Source organism: Shewanella sp. c952 (assembly GCF_019654975.1).
GTDB lineage: Bacteria > Pseudomonadota > Gammaproteobacteria > Enterobacterales > Shewanellaceae > Shewanella.
Window position 1 is genome coordinate 26,128 of record NZ_BPEW01000032.1, and the last position, 17,115, is coordinate 43,242.

A 17,115-nucleotide genomic window follows, 5' to 3' on the forward strand; every position below is an offset into this window, starting at 1 on the left:
CGTCTCTTCATTTTAAAGGGGGCGAGCGTAAGCTATGCACGCAATGCGCCGAATTGCTGTGGATAGTAACATTTCATGCAGGAATGAAAAAGAAAACAGAGCCGAATCGGCTCTGTTTTGGGGAATGCTATGTTTTTGCGTTAAAGAACTTATAGATAACCCCTGCGAGTATGGCGCCGATAATCGGTGCGACCCAAAATAGCCAGAGCTGAGACAGCGCCCAATCACCAACAAACAGCGCTGGTCCGGTGCTTCGAGCTGGGTTTACCGAGGTATTGGTTACCGGAATACTAATCAGGTGGATCAGCGTAAGACCAAGACCAATCGCTATAGGTGCAAAGCCTTTGGGGGCGCGCTCATCGGTAGCGCCCAAAATGATGATAAGAAAAAATAGCGTCATTACCACTTCACACACCAGCGCAGCTGTTAAGCTGTATCCACCCGGTGAATGTTCACCAAAGCCATTAGAAGCAAAGCCGCCAGCTAGGCTAAAGCCATCTTGACCAGATGCTATCAGATATAAAATACCTGCACCTGCGATACCACCCAATACTTGGGCGATAATATAGGGCGCAAGCTCTGATGCTGGGAAACGGCCTCCGGCCCACAAGCCAAATGATACCGCTGGATTTAGGTGGCAGCCAGATACGTGGCCAATGGCGTAGGCCATGGTTAATACCGTGAGACCAAATGCAAAGGCGACACCCAGTAAGCCAATGCCAACTTCCGGAAAAGCTGCGGCTAACACTGCACTGCCACAACCGCCTAGCACCAACCACAATGTGCCGATAAACTCAGCCGCCATTTTTTGAGACATATTCATAAGTCTTAATCCTTTTTGATTTGACCGACATACCTCAATGAACTGATCTAATTCATTATGTGGTTTTATGTAAAGTGTGCGCACTCGCTATTGAATATAAAGCATAATTTCAATAAATGTTAATTTGATGACCTAAATTACGCTTGCTCAATTGGGAAGCAAGCGTCGTGGGGAACTCGTTGAGCAGGAGTAATATTGTATCTAGTGCATTAAAGCGCACTGAACTTGCCGCCTAATAATGCTGTACGACTTGCACCTGTCACTGCAGGTAAATTACCTGGTAACCCTAGGTGGAAGCGCATTGCTAGCCAAGCAAAGGCGATACCTTCAACCCATTGTGGATTAATGCCCAGTTCTGCTGTGGTAGTGATTTTATAATGAGGTAAAAGTTGCTTTAGACGGCACATGAGTTCGGTATTATAAGCACCGCCGCCACAGACATACATCTCGCCTGCTGTTGATAATGCTAACGTGTCATTGGCAATACTAAAACAAGTTAAATCGAGCAGCGTTGATTGAATATCTGCATCACTAAGGTGATTAAAGTCAGCGAGTTGCTGTTCTAACCATGCTTGATTGAATAGCTCTCTCCCCGTGCTTTTAGGCGCATTTAGTGCAAAGTAGGGATGAGATAACAAATGTTGTAGCATCTTGTCGTCGGTTGTTCCCGCTTTGGCCCAAGCGCCATCTTTATCAAATGGTAACTCTTGCTGATATTGGATCCATGCGTCCATTAAAGTATTGCCTGGTCCAGTATCAAAACCGGTAACAGCATCAGTGTTACCTGGTAAATAGGTAATGTTGGCGATACCACCAATATTCAAAATGATACGTTTATGCTTAGGCGTGGCAAATACATGCTGATGAAAGGCTGGAACCAGCGGTGCTCCTTGACCACCAAGGGCAATATCTTTACGCCTAAAATCTGCGATTACATCAATGCCAGTTTCAGCTGCAATGGTATTTGGATCGCCTATTTGCAGGGTAAATCCCATCTCAAGGTTGGGCATATGACGAACCGTTTGGCCGTGGCTGCCAATCGCAATAACGGCAAGTTTATCAACGCCAGCTTTATCAAGCAGAACATTGACCGCTTTTGCGAACAGTTTTCCTACCGCTCGATCGAGATGGCCTAATCGATTGATCTCATCATTGCCTGGTAAGCAAAGCTTTTGTAAGTTTCTTAATAGAGCCGCAGGGATATCTTCCGAGTGGTGCTCTATCAAGGAAGGTGTGTCGCCACTGAATTTAACCAGTACCGCGTCAACACCGTCCATGCTCGTGCCTGACATTAGACCAATATAATAGCTTTTATTCATAGTATTGATCTCTTCTGTTAGCCTTGATTAAGCATGCCCTAGTGCGATGCTAGTTGTACTTGTTTGTTGTGTTCAAGCTCACCCATTAGCTTTTTACTGACAATCGCAAACTGGGCTTTCTCTTTTTTCGCAATAGCTTGAGACTTTGGCAGCTTAACGGTGCGAGGATTGCGGTGTACCCCGTTCACAATAAACTCATAGTGTAGGTGAGCGCCGGTGACTCGTCCGGTAGAGCCTAATGTACCAATAATTTGTCCCTGCTTAACAGAGGCGCCAGTTTTAACTTTACGCTTTTTAAGGTGCAGATACTTGGTGGTGTAAGTGTCATTGTGCTTGATAAAAACGTAATTGCCGTTGTATTGATTATAGGCCGATTTTATTACACGGCCTTTACCCGCGGCTTTAATCGGTGTGCCAACGGCGGCAACATAATCGACCCCTCTATGGGCTCGCACTTGGCCTGTGACCGGATGCAAGCGGCGCGGATTAAAGCTTGAGCTTACATATTTAAAGTCGACCGGTGAGCGCAAAAACGCCTTGCGCATGCTGCGACCTTCAGCAGAGTAATAGTTGCCGTCTTTATAACGCACCGCAGTGTATAGGTCGCCCTGATTAGTAAACTCTGCAGCCAGAATATTACCGTTACGCAAAAACTCACCGTCGGCGTATTCCTCTTCAAACAGAATGGCAAAACTGTCACCTTTCCTAAGGTCCAACGCGAAATCAATGTCCCAACCATATATGGTGGCCAGTTGCATGATCTGGTTTGGGGTTAAGCCCGCGGAGACGCCAGCATTCCAAAAGTTATTTTCAATGGTGGCATTGGCAAATTTACTGCGAGTTTCAACCTGCTTAGTGCTGATGCTCTCTTGATATTTATCATCAACTCGGTTGACGACTAAGGTTGAGATCTTGTCTAAGTGATAGCGTAGCTGCACCAATTGGCCATTATCATTTTTCGCAATCACTAACTCATCGCCAGGCATGATTTTAAGCAGGTTCTTTTTGGACTTAGGCAATTGAGTGACATCGTAGACATCTTTTGCAGTTAAACCAGCACGGCTAAAGAGTGCTGCAAGGGTGTCACCACTCTTAACTTGAAAATGTTTTTCGTTTAATACTGGTCCAACATCTACTGCTGTTTGTTCTGTTGGCGCTTGATGACGGGAAGAGGCTTGCGCCAAAGGCTGCTTTCGAATCTCAGTATTTTTTTGATTGATCGAGTCTGAATCTACTGGAGGCGTAGGTGTGCGAAATGCTAAAGGCACGTCATAACGTGTATTTAAGCCATATTCACCGTTTGATGACACCGTTTGCTTCGATGCTTGAACATCATCTGACGGTATTAACACAATAATTAGGGTGACAAAAACTAAGATACAAAGGAGTATTTGATGTAATTTTGGCAGTAATTTAAATAAAGTTATAACCTTTCCCATTGACCTTGGTACCAAATTCGCTCTTTCTTAGTGATCCCCTTAGTGTACACACTTTCATTTGTGCTGGCTAACAAGTAACATTAGTCCCCAGATTTTATGATTACGCTCCCAGGAGTAACCGCCGACATGGCTGATTTAGAGCAAGCATTAGCAGAAATTAAACGTGGTACTGACGAAATTTTACTTGAAGCGGATCTACTGGAGAAGCTCAAAGAGGGTCGCCCACTAAAGATCAAACTTGGCGCCGATCCAACCGCGCCAGATATTCACTTGGGCCACACCGTTATTTTGAACAAAATGCGTACCTTTCAAGAGCTAGGTCATGAAGTGATCTTCTTGATTGGTGACTTCACTGGTATGGTCGGCGATCCAAGTGGTAAAAATAGTACTCGTCCGCCACTAACGCGTGAGCAAGTACTTGCTAATGCCGAGACCTATAAAGAGCAAGTGTTTAAGATTTTAGACCCTGCTAAAACTCGTATTGAATTTAACTCAAGCTGGTTAGAGCCACTTGGCGCAGCGGGTATGATCCGCTTAGCATCGCAGCAGACTGTTGCGCGTATGATGGAACGTGATGACTTTAAGAAGCGTTATGGTTCTGGTCAAGCGATTGCGATTCATGAATTTATGTACCCATTACTGCAAGGTTACGATTCAGTAGCACTTGAGTCAGATGTCGAATTGGGTGGTACCGATCAGAAGTTTAACTTGCTGATGGGACGTGAACTACAGAAGTCGTCAGGGCAAAAACCGCAGACAGTGATCATGATGCCGCTGCTAGAGGGTCTTGATGGCGTTAAGAAAATGTCTAAGTCTGCCCACAACTACATTGGTGTGAGTGAGCCAGCCGGAGAGATGTTCGGTAAGATCATGTCTATCTCTGATGAGTTGATGTGGCGCTACTTTGAGTTGCTTTCGTTCCGTCCATTGGCAGAAATTGAGCAGTTTAAAGCTGATATTGAAGCAGGTGCTAACCCGCGTGATGTAAAGATTGCATTAGCCAAAGAGATCATTGCTCGTTTCCATGATGAAGCTGCTGCAGACGCTGCCCATCAAGAGTTTATCAACCGCTTCCAAAAAGGTGCGCTTCCTAGCGATATTCAAGAGCTAGAAATTGCAGCGGGTGACGGGATAGCGATTGCTAACTTACTTAAAGAAGCAGGTCTGGTTAGCTCTACATCAGATGCAATGCGCATGATCAAGCAGGGCGCAGCTAAGATAGACGGTGACAAGATTGAAGATACACGTATGCAGCTAACGGCTGGCACAACGGGTGTTTTCCAAGTGGGTAAGCGCAAGTTCGCTAAAATCACTTTGGTATAATACCAATCAGTATAAGAAGTTGATCTACTCAGAGCGTTTTTGGCAAGCTAATTCAAGGCGGATAAATGACATAATGGTTATTCCCTTATGAGTTTATTCAACGTAGAAGTAGCAAGCCCAAAACACTCCTACAGGCGAGTTTTAGCGGCTCTGATACTGCGTTAATGAACTTGAGCGTAGAATAACTATGCTCTTCATTCATCGCCTTGCTTCAAAGCCGTTAAACTCTCGCTGAGCGATCAAATCTTTATACTGATTGGTATAAGGCTTTATTTTAATATAAAGATTTATACTGCCACAGTGCCCATAAAGCGCTGATTAATGACAACGGTCTGTACCAAAGTGCAGGCCGTTTTTACATTGCCAAGTAAGCTTAGCGGCATCTACACTCCACAAACCTTTCTGTTTCTGCATCGACAATATCAATAACATTTTTGGGTGCTTACTATTCTGTTGGCTAACACTGTAAGTGACCACCTTCCCCTCGAAGTTTCTAATTCTCGCTAAGGTAAAGTTATCGCCAGAGTAATGGGCTGAGATAGATTCCGGTGCCTGAGTCCACTGTAACGACTCCTGCTGAGCTTGACCAAGTTGCTGATTAAACTTGTTTATTGGCTGCACAGCGTAAGAAACCACGATCGGATTTTCATAGGCCGACGCAGCGCTGCAGAACAGGACTGAAACAGCAAAAAGGGGACGAATAATATTGATAAAACGCATAACAACCTACAGCAAAAAAATATGTCTCTATTGCTTTGACAGGTTAGATTGAAAAAGTTTCCTACAGCAGTTTTAAAATGCGATCCAGCGCCCACGAAAATTATTCGGTTTGCAGTTTACTCGCAAGTTTTAGCGGTTATTGAGTGGATAGCTGATCTGACATGGTTTGATAGTCCATTAGATCTTGATGCTCTTTTACCCGGTGATTGGTCATGTCTAAGTTTAAGGTGGTCACCCCTGGAATGGCGAGGTCAATAATACGACCAGGCTTACCAAATTGCTCGCCAGGGCCTTTATAATGGTAGTTACCAATGAGAACAACCAAAGAGCCTGAGTTAAACATATGCTCAATATTAAAGTTGTACTCAAGTACGCCATTATGGGCACGTTTTAAAAAACTTAATATGTGGCGTTTCCCAGTGTATTTACGCTTGGCTGTTCTGTCATTAAACACGCTGTCACGATTATAAAATGAGGTTAGCTTAGCGTAATCTTGGCTAGTGAGAGCCTTAATATACTTGACTGCTAGTTGTTGCTCTTTAGGCATGTCGCCGATATTGGCGAAGCTTGGCAAACTGAAAAAAACCAAGAGTAAACTAAATAATTGTAATCTCATTTTTGTTGGGTCTTTAAGTCAAATGCAGGTAAGGATAGATGCCAGCGTATTGCAGCTAATCTTATTATTAATGCAGTCGCCATAGCAAACAGCAGCGCAAACATAGCTGGCGCTCCCCAATATAAGCTAATGGTGTAGCAGATCCCACCCATAATTGATGCTGTCGCATAAATTTCTGTGCGCAATACCATGGGCACTTGTTGGCAAAGCAGATCGCGTATGATACCGCCACCGACTCCCGTAATCAGTCCCATCACTACTGCTATCATGCCTCCTAGCTCTAGGCTCAAGGCTTTTTCGGCGCCAATAATGGTAAATAGCGCTAAACCGAGGGCATCTGCCACAGGAAAGATATATCGAGGTACACGTTTGGGCTTACGCACAAATATCAGTGTCAGCAGCACGGTCGCTAAAATAACAATAATATAGTTAGGGTCTTGGATCCAAAATACAGGCGTAGCGCCTAATATTGCATCACGAATACTGCCGCCACCCACGGCGGTAACAGAGGCCAATACAATCACCCCAAACGGATCCATTTTATGTCGACCAGCTGCAAGTGCACCAGAAAGTGCAAATACCGAGGTTCCGCACAGGTCGAAGAAATAGATCCAATCTATCATTTGTCGAGCTCTTTCAGGTGGATGTTTAGCGCATCGACAGAGATACGGATTTCAATGACAGACAACAGCAGTGAGTAAAGCAATAACAGCAAGCTACAGCCAAAAATCAGCGAGCCAATTTTGTTAAAGCCAATATAGATGAAAATCATGCACAAAACGCACAGTGCAAAACTGAGAACACCGGACTCTTGCATTCTTTTGATAATGCTAATTCGTTGCCGTAAGTTTTTAAGCTGACTGTCGTGGACAGGTTGGCCGTCTGCGCTCAAGTTGCGGATAAGTGCGGCTAACGCAAAAAAACGGTTGGTATAGGCGAGCAAAAGCAAAGAGATTGCCGGAAACAGCAATGCTGGCGTAGTAAGCGATACATGTATGTTATCTAGCAAATCGAAAGCCCATAACGGAGATAATAGTCAATAGTACCAATGCCAATAATATATACAAGATGATGGTATTTTTCTGACTGAATTTACAGCTGTTTGCTGAATTATAACGCACTGGCGAGCTGCTAGGAGCTAAAAGACCAACTAGCCATTTAACATGCGTAATGTGCCCCAAATTGCTGGAAGCAGAATAATGGCAAAGATCCATAAGCCAAACGCCATCGAATTAAGCTTTAACGCACGTTGAATATCGCTGGCTTCGGGCAAGCGGCCATATTTTAATTTGGGCAAAATGACTTTTTCATCGGCATTTTTACCACTTTGAAATTTGGCCGGTCCGCCGAGCTCAACGTTAAGCGCACTGGCGATAACGGCACTGGTTTGATATTCAATAATTGGAACTGCATTTATTTTAGGGTTCAGCAACACGGCTAAACTTTTTGGACCGCCTTGAATCGCAAGTGTAAAGCTCCAAAGTTTAGCGGGAATGAAATGAACAATGCTACTCAGTGCATACACTGCAATGCCGAAGAAACGATACTGTGGATTATAAACTGGCCAAACATTATCTAATTGTTTAAGCATTCTAGCCGCTAGCAGTAATGGTAGTCCCCCAATGCAGTAAAACAGCACGGTAGAGGCAATGCCATAGGTCGGGGTTGTTGCTAAACGTTCTATGGTGACTTTACTCAAGCCGACACTAGACAATGACTGAGTGCTGCGATTGAGCCAAGGCTGCAATAGTGCCCGAGCACGGCCTTTATTATCCCGTTGAATAGCAATGGATACTTCGCGGGCAATATATCTAAAGTGATCGTCTTGCAGGCAAATGTAGATAACTAAAGCTTCAAAAAACCACGGAAACTCAGCAAGTTCGATAAAAAAGCTGATAATGAGCCAGAAGGGGATGACTAAAAGTAATGTTGATAACACCCCTGCAATGACCTGTTGTGATGCTGCACGGTGAGTATGGTTAACTTTTACACTTAAACTTATCGCTAAATTGCTTAGCCACACCAGAGGTTGCAGTTGGCGCGGTAATGGCGCCATACGTGCTAAAAGGATCGACATCAACAGCACTAAGGCACCGATATAAAGTTGACTATCTTGAGAGAAGATTTTTGTAAACTCCGGAACCATAGTGGCTGATATATCCTTATTCTGCTGGCTAAAGAGCTAGCTTTACAGTTGCTTAATGAGTGCGATAACCATTAAGGCTGAATGCAGACCGGCTTTAACAATATATTCGTCAAAATCGACTGCTGAGTCATCGTTAGCATTATCTGAAAGCGAACGGATAACCACAAAAGGAACGCTAAACTGATGGCATACTTGAGCAATTGCCGCCGCTTCCATTTCGCACGCTGCCATTGTAGGAAAGTTCTCTAACATAGTCTTAGTTCGCACAGGATCGCAAATAAAGCTATCGCCAGTACAAATTAGCCCCTCAATTGCTTTCACTTCACCTAGGCTAGCAACGGCTTTTTGCGCCGCTGCAACCAGCGCTGCATCTGGAATAAACGCCGCTGGTTGTTGTGCCATTTGGCCAATTTCATAACCAAAAGCGGTCACATCAACATCGTGATGACGCACTTCTGATGAGATAACAATATCGCCAATAGCAAGGTCAGCAGCGAAACCGCCTGCAGAACCTGTATTGATAATGACATCGGGTGCATATTTTTCAATAAGCAGTGTCGTCGCGATACTCGCAGTAACTTTACCGATCCCAGAGCGAGTGACAATAACGTCTTTTCCGGCTAATTGACCGGCGACAAACTCGATACCCGCAATAGTGGTAGAAGTCGAATTTTCCATCGATTCAACTAAATGCGCAACTTCTGGCTCCATAGCGCCAATAATACCGATTTTCATGAAATGACCTTTTTTAACTGCCTGAATGATTATGGGCGCTAATATACCACGGCCTATGGTGATAGTGAAAAAGCCATAGTGGTAAGTTGAGATATGGTGCAAGCACGGCTAGCTGCAGCTTGCTAGCTGCAAGCCATTGGAGTTGCCTTTGCTAGTGGTTAACTGGGACGTGTCTCAAAGTTAATTGGCCTTCGAATGAAGACTGATTACATTTTTTGAATTGTGTTGCCAAGCAACCTGTTTGAACTTGTGTTCTCTACACCATTATGACATTTCCCATATCCCTATGGGTTAAATGTGAATGAACGATCGCATGTGTAGACACTGCTGTGACACGCAGCAAGTCCATCCATGGAAGCTCGGCCATGACGTCCATGTCATGGACGGTCGCGGCCGTATCTGCACTTGGATAATTGGAATAATCATTAGGCTGTAGAGTTTGGATTTCTAACAAGGAAATGCCCCAAAGTTAGTTGGACCTCTATAAGTTTTATCAAGCTACGCTTGACCTAAGTCGTGGCGCTTCGCCCACACCCGAGCCAAGGGGCAAAGCGCTTGCGCCCCTTGACAATCCCTCAGCGCCCCAGACGAAGTTGTCCCCCTCGTACTTATTTGAAATCACCTAACGCTTCCGATGGAACATCTGATGTAAATGGATTTGCGAATGCCGTGATGGCATGGATGCCAAAGAACGGCCTGTCCCGCGAAAACTATGCCCACATCCGTGTGGGCATTACGGTTATTTCTTCAACATACTTCGGCAACTCCGATGGGGAGTTGTGTGTTCTGTAAGCTTTTGAAAACTAACTTTTGCCCCAAAGTCATTTTCACTGATAAAAATGGTAAGTAGCACAATTAAAGCTTTGGGCTTACAAAAGCTAATGTGGGGCGCAAGATAAAAGATCTGCCCCGAATTATCATATATGCCGCAGCCTAGAGACTTTTCCTCCTGCGTGAACATTGCACTTTATGCAATGATAGAGGTTCTTTGTTTCACTCAGGCAAAGAAACAGGGAATCAGTTTTTTCTATGTTATAACTCATTGTTGATACACTGTTTTACTGTTAGTCTTGAGTGATTAAAGTACTAGCCGCTTGTTCTTATTAAGACCGTTCTTATGCGGAATTCAGCCTAATATACTGTTATACGCTTCACTATGGAGTCAGGCATGGAAATTGTACATAGAGCATGGATGGTTGAAGAGGCAAATCGATATTGTTTAGCAGCAGAGTTACTTGCAACGCATAACTATTTGCATCGGCAAGCACAAATCAATGCAGCACTTTCGATCGAAATGCTACTTAAAAGTTTCATTTCTAAATCTGATCAACATGAAGGTGAAGTTTGCGAAACCTATAATTCAAAACGTGGTCATGATTTAAATAAGCTTGCTAATAAATTACCAACTGAGGTTTGTAGTCGATTTGGAATTTCACCAACAAAAGACGGAATTCCTGCAACTAAATCTAGAAGATTGATAGAGCGTTATGCAAATACATTTATTGAAGATAGATATATTTACGAATCACCAAAAGATAAGGTTCGCCCTGGCTACTCTGTAGAATTTATTAAACTAGCTAGGAATTTAATCAATAATACAATAGAAGTATATATTGAAACTGGATGCACGGACCCTTGGGTGTCTGAATATAAAAGCGTATGACAAGCTGTTAAACAGGGGGGGAATACAGTTGGCTTTTGCTCCTTTGTCGCTCATTATAGCCAACTATATTTAGCCTGTTAACAGGGCGTTGTTATATGTACAGGGAATGTTCCAACTATGCGCTATTTAATAACTCTATTATTTATTCCATTCATATCTTTTGCAGAAGTAAATTTACCACTTCAGAAACAGCTAATTGATATGGGTAGTAAAGATCAACAAATACGAAGTGAACTAGGGAAAGCAGGCTGGAAAAATTCGCCAAAGGAATTGTTAGAAAAACTACGAGAAATAGATCAGAGTAATACAGATAGGCTTAAAGATATTATAAAAGAACATTCTTGGTTAACTAAACAGTTAGTTGAAGTTGAAGGTATTGGAGCTGCTTTTTTAATTATTCAACACTCTCCAGATATCGCATTTAAAGAAGAAATGTTACCTTATCTAGAAAAATCATATTTAAATAATGGAGGTGTTAGTGGGCAACAAGTTGCACTGTTAACCGATAGGGTTCTTATCGCTCAAGGAAAAAAACAAATCTATGGTACTCAAGCGGACTTGAGTGAAGGTCAAGTCATTTTCAGCCCCATAGAGGATGAAGCTAATGTAGATAAACGTCGAAAAAAAATGAACATGCCGTCACTAAAATTTTATCGAAAGGTAATGGAAAAAATGTATGGGATTAAAGATCATCCAGATATAGAACTTAACTAAATTTAGATATATCAAGTCATTAAAGCAGGACAAGAAACAGTTGGCTTTTGCTCGTACCTCGCTTATTTTAACCAATTATTTATTTGCCTCTTAATGCGGCGTTAGCTGTATGGCATTGATCTGTCGTTAAGGTGACGTAAATGTGTCGTATACATAAAAGGAATTTTTCAACAGGATATAGCTTCAATATATTCATGTGATAAATACAAATGGAAATGAAAATAAACGCTGAAAAAATCATAGAAGAACGTAAAGTTAGAGCTTGGAGCCAGCAACATTTAGCCGATGTTAGTGCTGTAAGTTTAAGAACGATTCAAAGAGTCGAAAATAATGGTTCAGGTTCACTCGAAACGGTTAAAGCACTAGCTTCTTGTTTTGATCTAGATGTGGCTAAGTTATTTCAGCCTGAAACCCCATCGAAGAAAATTTTTTCAAAATCCAAAATAGCGATATTATCTTCAACGATAGCGGCCATTTTTAGTAGTGTTTTATTCCTAGCGCCGTCTACGATGGCATCTGATATTAAAATATACTCAGATGAAGTCATAACATCTACAAATAATGATTACCGAGTTTACAGTAACAATGTAGAGATTTTCTTGCCAAAAACTCTTACTTATGAGGTTTTAGTTGATTCAAAGTGGGAAACAGCTACACCAGAAATCGCCAGTGGTAGTGTTAAGGTACACTTGGAAAGCTCAGTTATTTTTATTGAGAAAGCAATAATAACGAAAACTGAAAAAGGAACTAAAATCACTACTAATTATGCAAAATTTGCTTACACTGAGTAATTTACTGCAATCAAGGCAATCAAGGCAATCAAGGCATTCAAACGAACAAAAAAACAGTTGGCTGTTTTCTCTCCGTTCAACATTTTAGCCAACAATTTTTTGCTGCTTAATGTGGCGTTATTGTTCCTTAAAGATGGGCTTTCAAATTTAAGATGAATGGAGAAAACGAAAATTACTTTATAGCAAAATATGTGGCTGGTGCTTGTGATACTGATGATTTGGTCAACTATGAAAATGATAAGTTAAACAATGGCGTTTATTCTGATGAGTTACTGGATATCATTGATGCAGAACCTAAGTGTTGGGATATCGTTTCACCTCTTTTTGAAAAACTTATTGCTCAACTTCCTTCATTTGAGGATTCAATTCATTTAATAATCAAACATCACTTAAAGTTGATCGCTGGTGAAAAATTAGACCCATTCATTCAATTTCGGCAGTTACTCAATGATATTGATAATTTTGATCTACATGAAAATGTGACTAAATATGTTGGAGATAATGTAGGGATCGAGCATCTATATGGATTTTATTACGCTAGAGATGAATTAGAAGTAAATGATAATTATGGTGTTATTGAAATAGGCGCTCTAATGCAAGAAGAATCTAAAAAGTGGCTATTGGAACACTAATAAACCGTTCAAGAGAGAAAATTTACAGTTGGCTGTTTTCGTTCCTCAACGTTTTAGTTAACAATTTTTTGCCCATTATTAGGGCGTTACCACATATCCGATTGCTATATTTTCACTAATGAAATTCATCACTGCAAGCGCTTTAGCTCTAAGGCATTCCTGTCCAATAATGAGCTTCCCCGTTGGGCTATTTCGAATAAATATGAGGAAGACAACTTCGTTTGGGCACTGAGGGATAAACTCTTATGAAATCAAGAGCGCGGCGCAAGCGCTTTGCCCTTTAGCTCGACTCTTTGTTGCAAGACAGGGCGAAGCGCCACGACCTTGGCCAAGCGAAGCTTGATATGTGGCATAGCTACGACTTTAGTTGCTAGCCGCAGTCTAACTCTGGATAAAGTGGCAAACGTTCGTCCCACTTTTAGATATTGGTTTGCACTCCGCTAACGATAAACAATGATTACTCATTTACAACAATCACTTAGTGATGATAGATTTGCGCCCTAAGTAATTGGTAGCAGTGTTTCGTTCTGCTACTCATTACCGTCAAAAACGGTAAAGATTAAATTTATAGGGACATAAAATGGAAGTAAAAGTATTTAACCGGACTGAAACCAACGATAAGATCATCAGTGGTTCTATTTATAACCTTGTTATCGGCCTAACGCTAATTTGGGGCTTTGCCGTAAATTGGTTGATGGTTGTCAATATCCCTGTTGAATCGATAAGTAGCGTTAACCCGATAATTTTCTTTATTGGTTATTTTGCATCATGTTTTTTTGGTATCTATCTTTTCAGTAAATCCGATAGCCCGATTGTTAGCTTCATCGGCTACAACTTTGTGGTGGTACCTTTTGGGTTAATCATTAACTTGGTGGTAAGCCAATATGATCCCAATATTGTAGTAGAAGCAATCAGAGTCACCGGCATGGTAACGTTTGTGATGATGCTTCTAGGGTCTATGTATCCAGCCTTTTTCAACAAAATTGCGGGTGGTCTTACCGTCGCATTGCTGTGTGTTATTGTGGTGGAACTCATTGAAATATTCATTTTTAACACTCATCACGGTATCTTAGATTGGATCGTTGCGATTATCTTTTGTGGTTATATTGGCTACGATTGGGCGCGAGCGAACGCAATTCCAAAAACCGTTGATAATGCAATTGATAGTGCGGCGGCCTTATATATGGATATTATTAACTTGTTCTTACGCATACTGAGAATATTAGGTCGTAAATAGTCTTTAAACGAGAAGGTTACCTATGGTTAATATGCAGATCCGAGTTGGAGAGTTAGATAACAAACAGGTGTTAGCGCTGTTAAGTGAGCACCATCAAGATATGTTGTCGCACTCACCTGTTGAGAGTGTGCATGCTCTCGATATATCGGGTCTAAAAGCCGTTGATGTTACCTTTTGGAGCTTGTGGTGCGCTGATCAATTAGTAGGTATTGGTGCACTAAAACAGCTTGATAAATATCATGGCGAAATTAAATCAATGCGCACTAGCGTTCAATTTCTTCGCCAAGGCGTTGCACATAAAATATTGGCGCATCTGATTGCTGAGGCGAGAACTCGAGGTTATCAGCGCTTAAGCCTTGAAACTGGCTCTATGGATGCTTTTAAGCCTGCACAAAAATTATATCAGCAGTTTGGTTTTCAAGAGTGCTTACCTTTTGGCGATTATAACGTTGATCCCTATAGCTCTTTTATGACCTTAACCTTGTAATCATCTGGCATTGTTCACATCATTGCCTTTCACTTGCTGCTTGTATCCTTTTTTTTAACCACGATTGCGCCCATTTTAACTCCTGCCAACTGCCAGCCTTTACATAAGTAAATTATCAACGTGCCATTTGAGCATCGCTTTTAACTGTGTTAGATTTTAATGAGAATCATTCGTATTTAAGTTGTGTTGAATGTAACGATGGTAAGTTTGCTATCGCTTGGCGGCACTATATCGGATGAATAACCTCGCGCAACTAAATGGTGGTGAAATGGAAAATTGGCAGCAACTCATGAACTCTGGTAATCAGCATTTTAAAGAGGCAGCTTGGCTTGATGCTCAGTACTGCTATCAGCAAGCCGTTTCCTTGATAGAGAGTGAATGGTCACACCAATTGAGTGACCGAGAGTTATTGTTTGCTTGGATCGCTGGGATGCACAATTTGGCTCATTTGTATGAGTCTCAGCACCAAAGTGAAATAGCATTACATTATTTGAAGCACGCTCATAAACAGGTGCAAACATTGTCAGCAGATGAATCTGTCATTGCAGAGGTGCGAAGCTCTGCTTTTAATAGCCTTAGTTTAACCATACCGCCACTCCTCGATTTTGCTAAGCGACACCCAATTTGCGATGACTGTGTTTCAGCGTTAGAAGAAACTGCTGCATCACTCGGCGGGCAAAGTAGTGCATTACATTAAGTTATCAAGAGCATAATTGATAAGTAGATCTACGCGCATAGACCGTTTCTTAAATTGCATCAATTTGGATGCGAAAAGCGTTTTTCGTCAATTTATACATAAAGGATTACCGATGAATATAAATTACCTGATAGCAGCTATGACAAGCTTGCTGGCCATATTTTCAACCTCTGCTTTGGCCCATCCAGGTCATGATCATAGTGCCGAGTCCTCAAATCTCATTCATTTTCTTTGGGCGGCTCCTGTCGTTGTTGCTGCCGTATTGGCCTACAAATTACTTAGATCGGCTTTAGTAAAAAGATCATCGCTTGATGGCAATAAATAGGAGCTAAAATGTTAGCGAAGTTACTCGACAAAATTGATAGCAAATATCCGTTTGAGACGATATCTGCCCACTGTGATATTCCGTGTAAAATCTACGATCCTATTACAGCGCAACTTGCGGTGTTGACTATGATCCGTATGGTCGATCTGCTGAATGAGCTACCTAAAGTAAGCGAAATGTCGGTTGCTCAACTGGCACAGTTCAACCGTTTGGTGGGGGAGAAAGAGCTGCATGGGAAAAAAGTGAAAGCTGAAATACAAGTTATCTGGGGCGATTATATAAAACAGCCGCAATTGGATGCTTTTCCTGAGCTGCATTCGCTCACACATAACATCATGTTAGCGGCCTCTAAAAGCAAACAGCACATTGATCGGGCTGCAACGATGGAACTGCTTACACTGGTTAATCGCTTCGCGGAGGTATTCTGGCTTAGCAAAGGGGTAGAGGTTTATTCAGCAAACTGTCCGTATCCACCTGCTGAACTAGTTATCTATCCAAATCTAGAGTCGTAATGGACAGCTATGTTTGGTTTTAGCCTTAATAAAGTCGCTGGAAACAGCATGTTTCCTCGGCTTAAAAGTGGCAACTTCATACTGCTATCAGAACACGTTGATAAACAGGCACTAAAAGTGGGTGACATTATTAAATTACTTCACCCTCGCTATGGTTACATCGTCAAAACGTTAGTGGATATTGACCATACTGGTAGCTATTGGTTTAAAGGCGAGAATAAGGATAGCGTAGGCATTGAGGAGATTGGGCCAATTAAAGCCTCCCAAATAAAGAGCAAAGTCATATGGGTGCTAGGCTAATAGCTTGCAAGGACGCTATCAAGCCTTGAAGCATTATTGAAATATACTGACTGATTAGCCCTTAGCGGCATCATCCGCTTGGATCTGTCCAACCAACAATACTGGCGCGGCGTCTAACTCGTTGGCATCCATCATCGAGGCGATACGTTCAACTGACGACAATAGCTGGCTTTGCTCCCACTGCTCTAGATTTTGGTAGCGAGTAATAAAGTGCTCCTGTAACGGCTTTGGCGAATTGCTCAATAGCGCTTTACCTGAGTCACTCAGTGATAAATGTACCTTACGTTTATCAGTCTCACTGCGAGTTCTAACCACCAACTGACGGCTTTCTAATTTATCAACAATCGTGGTTACTGTGGCTGGACTTAAAGACACCTCTTTGGCGATCTCTTTGGCCAATGGCGCATCAAGCTGCTCGATATTCTGCATTACCATTAGCTGCGGCCCAGTGAGGCCAGACTGCTTATTCAACTGCCGAGAATGGATATCAATGGCACGGATCACTCGACGCAATGAGATCAATAATTCTTCGTACTTTTCCATAATTTTCCCATGCTGGTGAAACTGAATTAACGGCAATTCGATGCCAAAAATAAAAATACGGCATAACGACAGAGCGTTATACCGTATTTTAGA

The 17,115-nt window shown here is 42.2% G+C and carries 21 protein-coding genes; 11 read left to right on the plus strand and 10 right to left on the minus strand.

The features are described 5' to 3' along the window. Positions 1 to 127: 127 nt before the first annotated feature. From aqpZ to K5R16_RS17605, 3 genes are all read right to left on the minus strand, one after another. Positions 128 to 823, minus strand: coding sequence for an aquaporin Z (gene aqpZ / locus K5R16_RS17595; RefSeq protein ID WP_220739074.1), 696 nt, complete (start codon positions 821 to 823; stop codon positions 128 to 130). 209 nt (positions 824 to 1,032) lie between these two features. Further along, positions 1,033 to 2,142: an anhydro-N-acetylmuramic acid kinase gene (locus K5R16_RS17600; RefSeq protein WP_220739076.1), complete on the minus strand. Its 1,110-nt coding sequence runs from the start codon at positions 2,140 to 2,142 to the stop codon at positions 1,033 to 1,035. Between the two features lie 38 nt (positions 2,143 to 2,180). Next, the gene (locus tag K5R16_RS17605) at positions 2,181 to 3,581 is read right to left on the minus strand and encodes a peptidoglycan DD-metalloendopeptidase family protein (RefSeq protein WP_220739078.1); all 1,401 of its coding nucleotides are present in this window, start codon (positions 3,579 to 3,581) and stop codon (positions 2,181 to 2,183) included. A 126-nt stretch (positions 3,582 to 3,707) separates the two neighbouring features. Here K5R16_RS17605 and tyrS point away from each other — a divergent pair, with 126 nt between their 5' ends. Next, positions 3,708 to 4,904: a tyrosine--tRNA ligase gene (tyrS, locus tag K5R16_RS17610; protein WP_220739080.1), complete on the plus strand. Its 1,197-nt coding sequence runs from the start codon at positions 3,708 to 3,710 to the stop codon at positions 4,902 to 4,904. A 318-nt stretch (positions 4,905 to 5,222) separates the two neighbouring features. On the opposite strand, the gene K5R16_RS17615 is transcribed toward tyrS, so the two are convergent. The 6 genes from K5R16_RS17615 to mtnN all read right to left on the minus strand — a co-directional run bounded on the left by K5R16_RS17615 (position 5,223) and on the right by mtnN (position 9,121). Further along, positions 5,223 to 5,624, minus strand: a complete 402-nt coding sequence (locus K5R16_RS17615) for a hypothetical protein (protein ID WP_220739082.1) — start codon at positions 5,622 to 5,624, stop codon at positions 5,223 to 5,225. Positions 5,625 to 5,760: 136 nt separating this feature from the next. Next, entirely contained in the window at positions 5,761 to 6,240 is a 480-nt protein-coding gene (locus K5R16_RS17620) for a nuclear transport factor 2 family protein (protein WP_220739084.1), read from the minus strand. Next, the gene (locus tag K5R16_RS17625; protein ID WP_220739086.1) at positions 6,237 to 6,863 is read right to left on the minus strand and encodes a trimeric intracellular cation channel family protein; all 627 of its coding nucleotides are present in this window, start codon (positions 6,861 to 6,863) and stop codon (positions 6,237 to 6,239) included. The genes K5R16_RS17620 and K5R16_RS17625 overlap by 4 nt, the downstream gene beginning before the upstream one ends. After that, positions 6,860 to 7,237, minus strand: a complete 378-nt coding sequence (locus K5R16_RS17630; protein WP_220739113.1) for a DUF2721 domain-containing protein — start codon at positions 7,235 to 7,237, stop codon at positions 6,860 to 6,862. The genes K5R16_RS17625 and K5R16_RS17630 overlap by 4 nt, the downstream gene beginning before the upstream one ends. A 153-nt stretch (positions 7,238 to 7,390) precedes the next feature. Next, positions 7,391 to 8,386 carry a cobalamin biosynthesis protein gene (locus K5R16_RS17635; RefSeq protein ID WP_220739088.1) on the minus strand — a complete coding sequence of 332 codons (996 nt, stop codon included), beginning with the start codon at positions 8,384 to 8,386 and terminating at the stop codon, positions 7,391 to 7,393. A gap of 42 nt (positions 8,387 to 8,428) precedes the next feature. Next, positions 8,429 to 9,121 (minus strand): 5'-methylthioadenosine/S-adenosylhomocysteine nucleosidase, encoded by a 693-nt coding sequence (gene mtnN, locus K5R16_RS17640; RefSeq protein WP_220739089.1) that lies wholly within the window; start codon positions 9,119 to 9,121, stop codon positions 8,429 to 8,431. A 1,168-nt stretch (positions 9,122 to 10,289) separates the two neighbouring features. Here mtnN and K5R16_RS17645 point away from each other — a divergent pair. From K5R16_RS17645 to K5R16_RS17690, 10 genes are all read left to right on the plus strand, one after another. Then, positions 10,290 to 10,784, plus strand: a complete 495-nt coding sequence (locus tag K5R16_RS17645; protein ID WP_220739090.1) for a hypothetical protein — start codon at positions 10,290 to 10,292, stop codon at positions 10,782 to 10,784. Between the two features lie 117 nt (positions 10,785 to 10,901). Then, positions 10,902 to 11,498 (plus strand): DUF6624 domain-containing protein, encoded by a 597-nt coding sequence (locus tag K5R16_RS17650; protein WP_220739091.1) that lies wholly within the window; start codon positions 10,902 to 10,904, stop codon positions 11,496 to 11,498. 209 nt (positions 11,499 to 11,707) lie between these two features. Beyond that, a complete protein-coding gene (locus tag K5R16_RS17655) occupies positions 11,708 to 12,289 on the plus strand; it encodes a helix-turn-helix transcriptional regulator (protein WP_220739093.1) in 582 nt (193 codons plus the stop codon). Between the two features lie 152 nt (positions 12,290 to 12,441). Further along, positions 12,442 to 12,921 carry a hypothetical protein gene (locus tag K5R16_RS17660; RefSeq protein ID WP_220739095.1) on the plus strand — a complete coding sequence of 160 codons (480 nt, stop codon included), beginning with the start codon at positions 12,442 to 12,444 and terminating at the stop codon, positions 12,919 to 12,921. Between the two features lie 580 nt (positions 12,922 to 13,501). Continuing rightward, positions 13,502 to 14,158 carry a Bax inhibitor-1 family protein gene (locus K5R16_RS17665; protein WP_220739096.1) on the plus strand — a complete coding sequence of 219 codons (657 nt, stop codon included), beginning with the start codon at positions 13,502 to 13,504 and terminating at the stop codon, positions 14,156 to 14,158. Positions 14,159 to 14,189: 31 nt separating this feature from the next. Next, on the plus strand, positions 14,190 to 14,645 hold the full coding sequence (locus tag K5R16_RS17670; RefSeq protein WP_220739115.1) for a GNAT family N-acetyltransferase: 456 nt from the start codon (positions 14,190 to 14,192) through the stop codon (positions 14,643 to 14,645). A gap of 235 nt (positions 14,646 to 14,880) precedes the next feature. Beyond that, the gene (locus K5R16_RS17675; protein WP_220739098.1) at positions 14,881 to 15,342 is read left to right on the plus strand and encodes a DUF2753 family protein; all 462 of its coding nucleotides are present in this window, start codon (positions 14,881 to 14,883) and stop codon (positions 15,340 to 15,342) included. 112 nt (positions 15,343 to 15,454) lie between these two features. Further along, a complete protein-coding gene (locus K5R16_RS17680; RefSeq protein WP_259649919.1) occupies positions 15,455 to 15,667 on the plus strand; it encodes a hypothetical protein in 213 nt (70 codons plus the stop codon). An 8-nt stretch (positions 15,668 to 15,675) separates the two neighbouring features. Further along, positions 15,676 to 16,179 carry a superoxide dismutase, Ni gene (gene sodN / locus K5R16_RS17685; protein ID WP_220739100.1) on the plus strand — a complete coding sequence of 168 codons (504 nt, stop codon included), beginning with the start codon at positions 15,676 to 15,678 and terminating at the stop codon, positions 16,177 to 16,179. Positions 16,180 to 16,188: 9 nt separating this feature from the next. Continuing rightward, on the plus strand, positions 16,189 to 16,479 hold the full coding sequence (locus K5R16_RS17690) for a S24/S26 family peptidase (RefSeq protein WP_220739101.1): 291 nt from the start codon (positions 16,189 to 16,191) through the stop codon (positions 16,477 to 16,479). Between the two features lie 54 nt (positions 16,480 to 16,533). On the opposite strand, the gene K5R16_RS17695 is transcribed toward K5R16_RS17690, so the two are convergent. Beyond that, positions 16,534 to 17,022, minus strand: a complete 489-nt coding sequence (locus K5R16_RS17695) for a MarR family winged helix-turn-helix transcriptional regulator (RefSeq protein WP_220739102.1) — start codon at positions 17,020 to 17,022, stop codon at positions 16,534 to 16,536. Between the last annotated feature and the right edge of the window lie 93 nt (positions 17,023 to 17,115).

Bases quoted from the DNA above. Each gene is read 5' to 3' on its own strand.
- K5R16_RS17655 (WP_220739093.1), top strand. From the start codon at position 11,708: ATGGAAATGAAAATAAACGCTGAAAAAATCATAGAAGAACGTAAAGTT.
- K5R16_RS17620 (WP_220739084.1), bottom strand. From the start codon at position 6,240: ATGAGATTACAATTATTTAGTTTACTCTTGGTTTTTTTCAGTTTGCCA.
- sodN (WP_220739100.1), top strand. From the start codon at position 15,676: ATGTTAGCGAAGTTACTCGACAAAATTGATAGCAAATATCCGTTTGAG.
- tyrS (WP_220739080.1), top strand. From the start codon at position 3,708: ATGGCTGATTTAGAGCAAGCATTAGCAGAAATTAAACGTGGTACTGAC.
- K5R16_RS17695 (WP_220739102.1), bottom strand. From the start codon at position 17,022: ATGGAAAAGTACGAAGAATTATTGATCTCATTGCGTCGAGTGATCCGT.
- K5R16_RS17675 (WP_220739098.1), top strand. From the start codon at position 14,881: ATGAATAACCTCGCGCAACTAAATGGTGGTGAAATGGAAAATTGGCAG.
- K5R16_RS17660 (WP_220739095.1), top strand. From the start codon at position 12,442: ATGAATGGAGAAAACGAAAATTACTTTATAGCAAAATATGTGGCTGGT.
- K5R16_RS17690 (WP_220739101.1), top strand. From the start codon at position 16,189: ATGTTTGGTTTTAGCCTTAATAAAGTCGCTGGAAACAGCATGTTTCCT.
- K5R16_RS17650 (WP_220739091.1), top strand. From the start codon at position 10,902: ATGCGCTATTTAATAACTCTATTATTTATTCCATTCATATCTTTTGCA.
- K5R16_RS17635 (WP_220739088.1), bottom strand. From the start codon at position 8,386: ATGGTTCCGGAGTTTACAAAAATCTTCTCTCAAGATAGTCAACTTTAT.
- K5R16_RS17645 (WP_220739090.1), top strand. From the start codon at position 10,290: ATGGAAATTGTACATAGAGCATGGATGGTTGAAGAGGCAAATCGATAT.
- K5R16_RS17615 (WP_220739082.1), bottom strand. From the start codon at position 5,624: ATGCGTTTTATCAATATTATTCGTCCCCTTTTTGCTGTTTCAGTCCTG.
- K5R16_RS17680 (WP_259649919.1), top strand. From the start codon at position 15,455: ATGAATATAAATTACCTGATAGCAGCTATGACAAGCTTGCTGGCCATA.
- K5R16_RS17600 (WP_220739076.1), bottom strand. From the start codon at position 2,142: ATGAATAAAAGCTATTATATTGGTCTAATGTCAGGCACGAGCATGGAC.
- K5R16_RS17625 (WP_220739086.1), bottom strand. From the start codon at position 6,863: ATGATAGATTGGATCTATTTCTTCGACCTGTGCGGAACCTCGGTATTT.
- mtnN (WP_220739089.1), bottom strand. From the start codon at position 9,121: ATGAAAATCGGTATTATTGGCGCTATGGAGCCAGAAGTTGCGCATTTA.
- K5R16_RS17670 (WP_220739115.1), top strand. From the start codon at position 14,190: ATGCAGATCCGAGTTGGAGAGTTAGATAACAAACAGGTGTTAGCGCTG.
- aqpZ (WP_220739074.1), bottom strand. From the start codon at position 823: ATGAATATGTCTCAAAAAATGGCGGCTGAGTTTATCGGCACATTGTGG.
- K5R16_RS17665 (WP_220739096.1), top strand. From the start codon at position 13,502: ATGGAAGTAAAAGTATTTAACCGGACTGAAACCAACGATAAGATCATC.
- K5R16_RS17605 (WP_220739078.1), bottom strand. From the start codon at position 3,581: ATGGGAAAGGTTATAACTTTATTTAAATTACTGCCAAAATTACATCAA.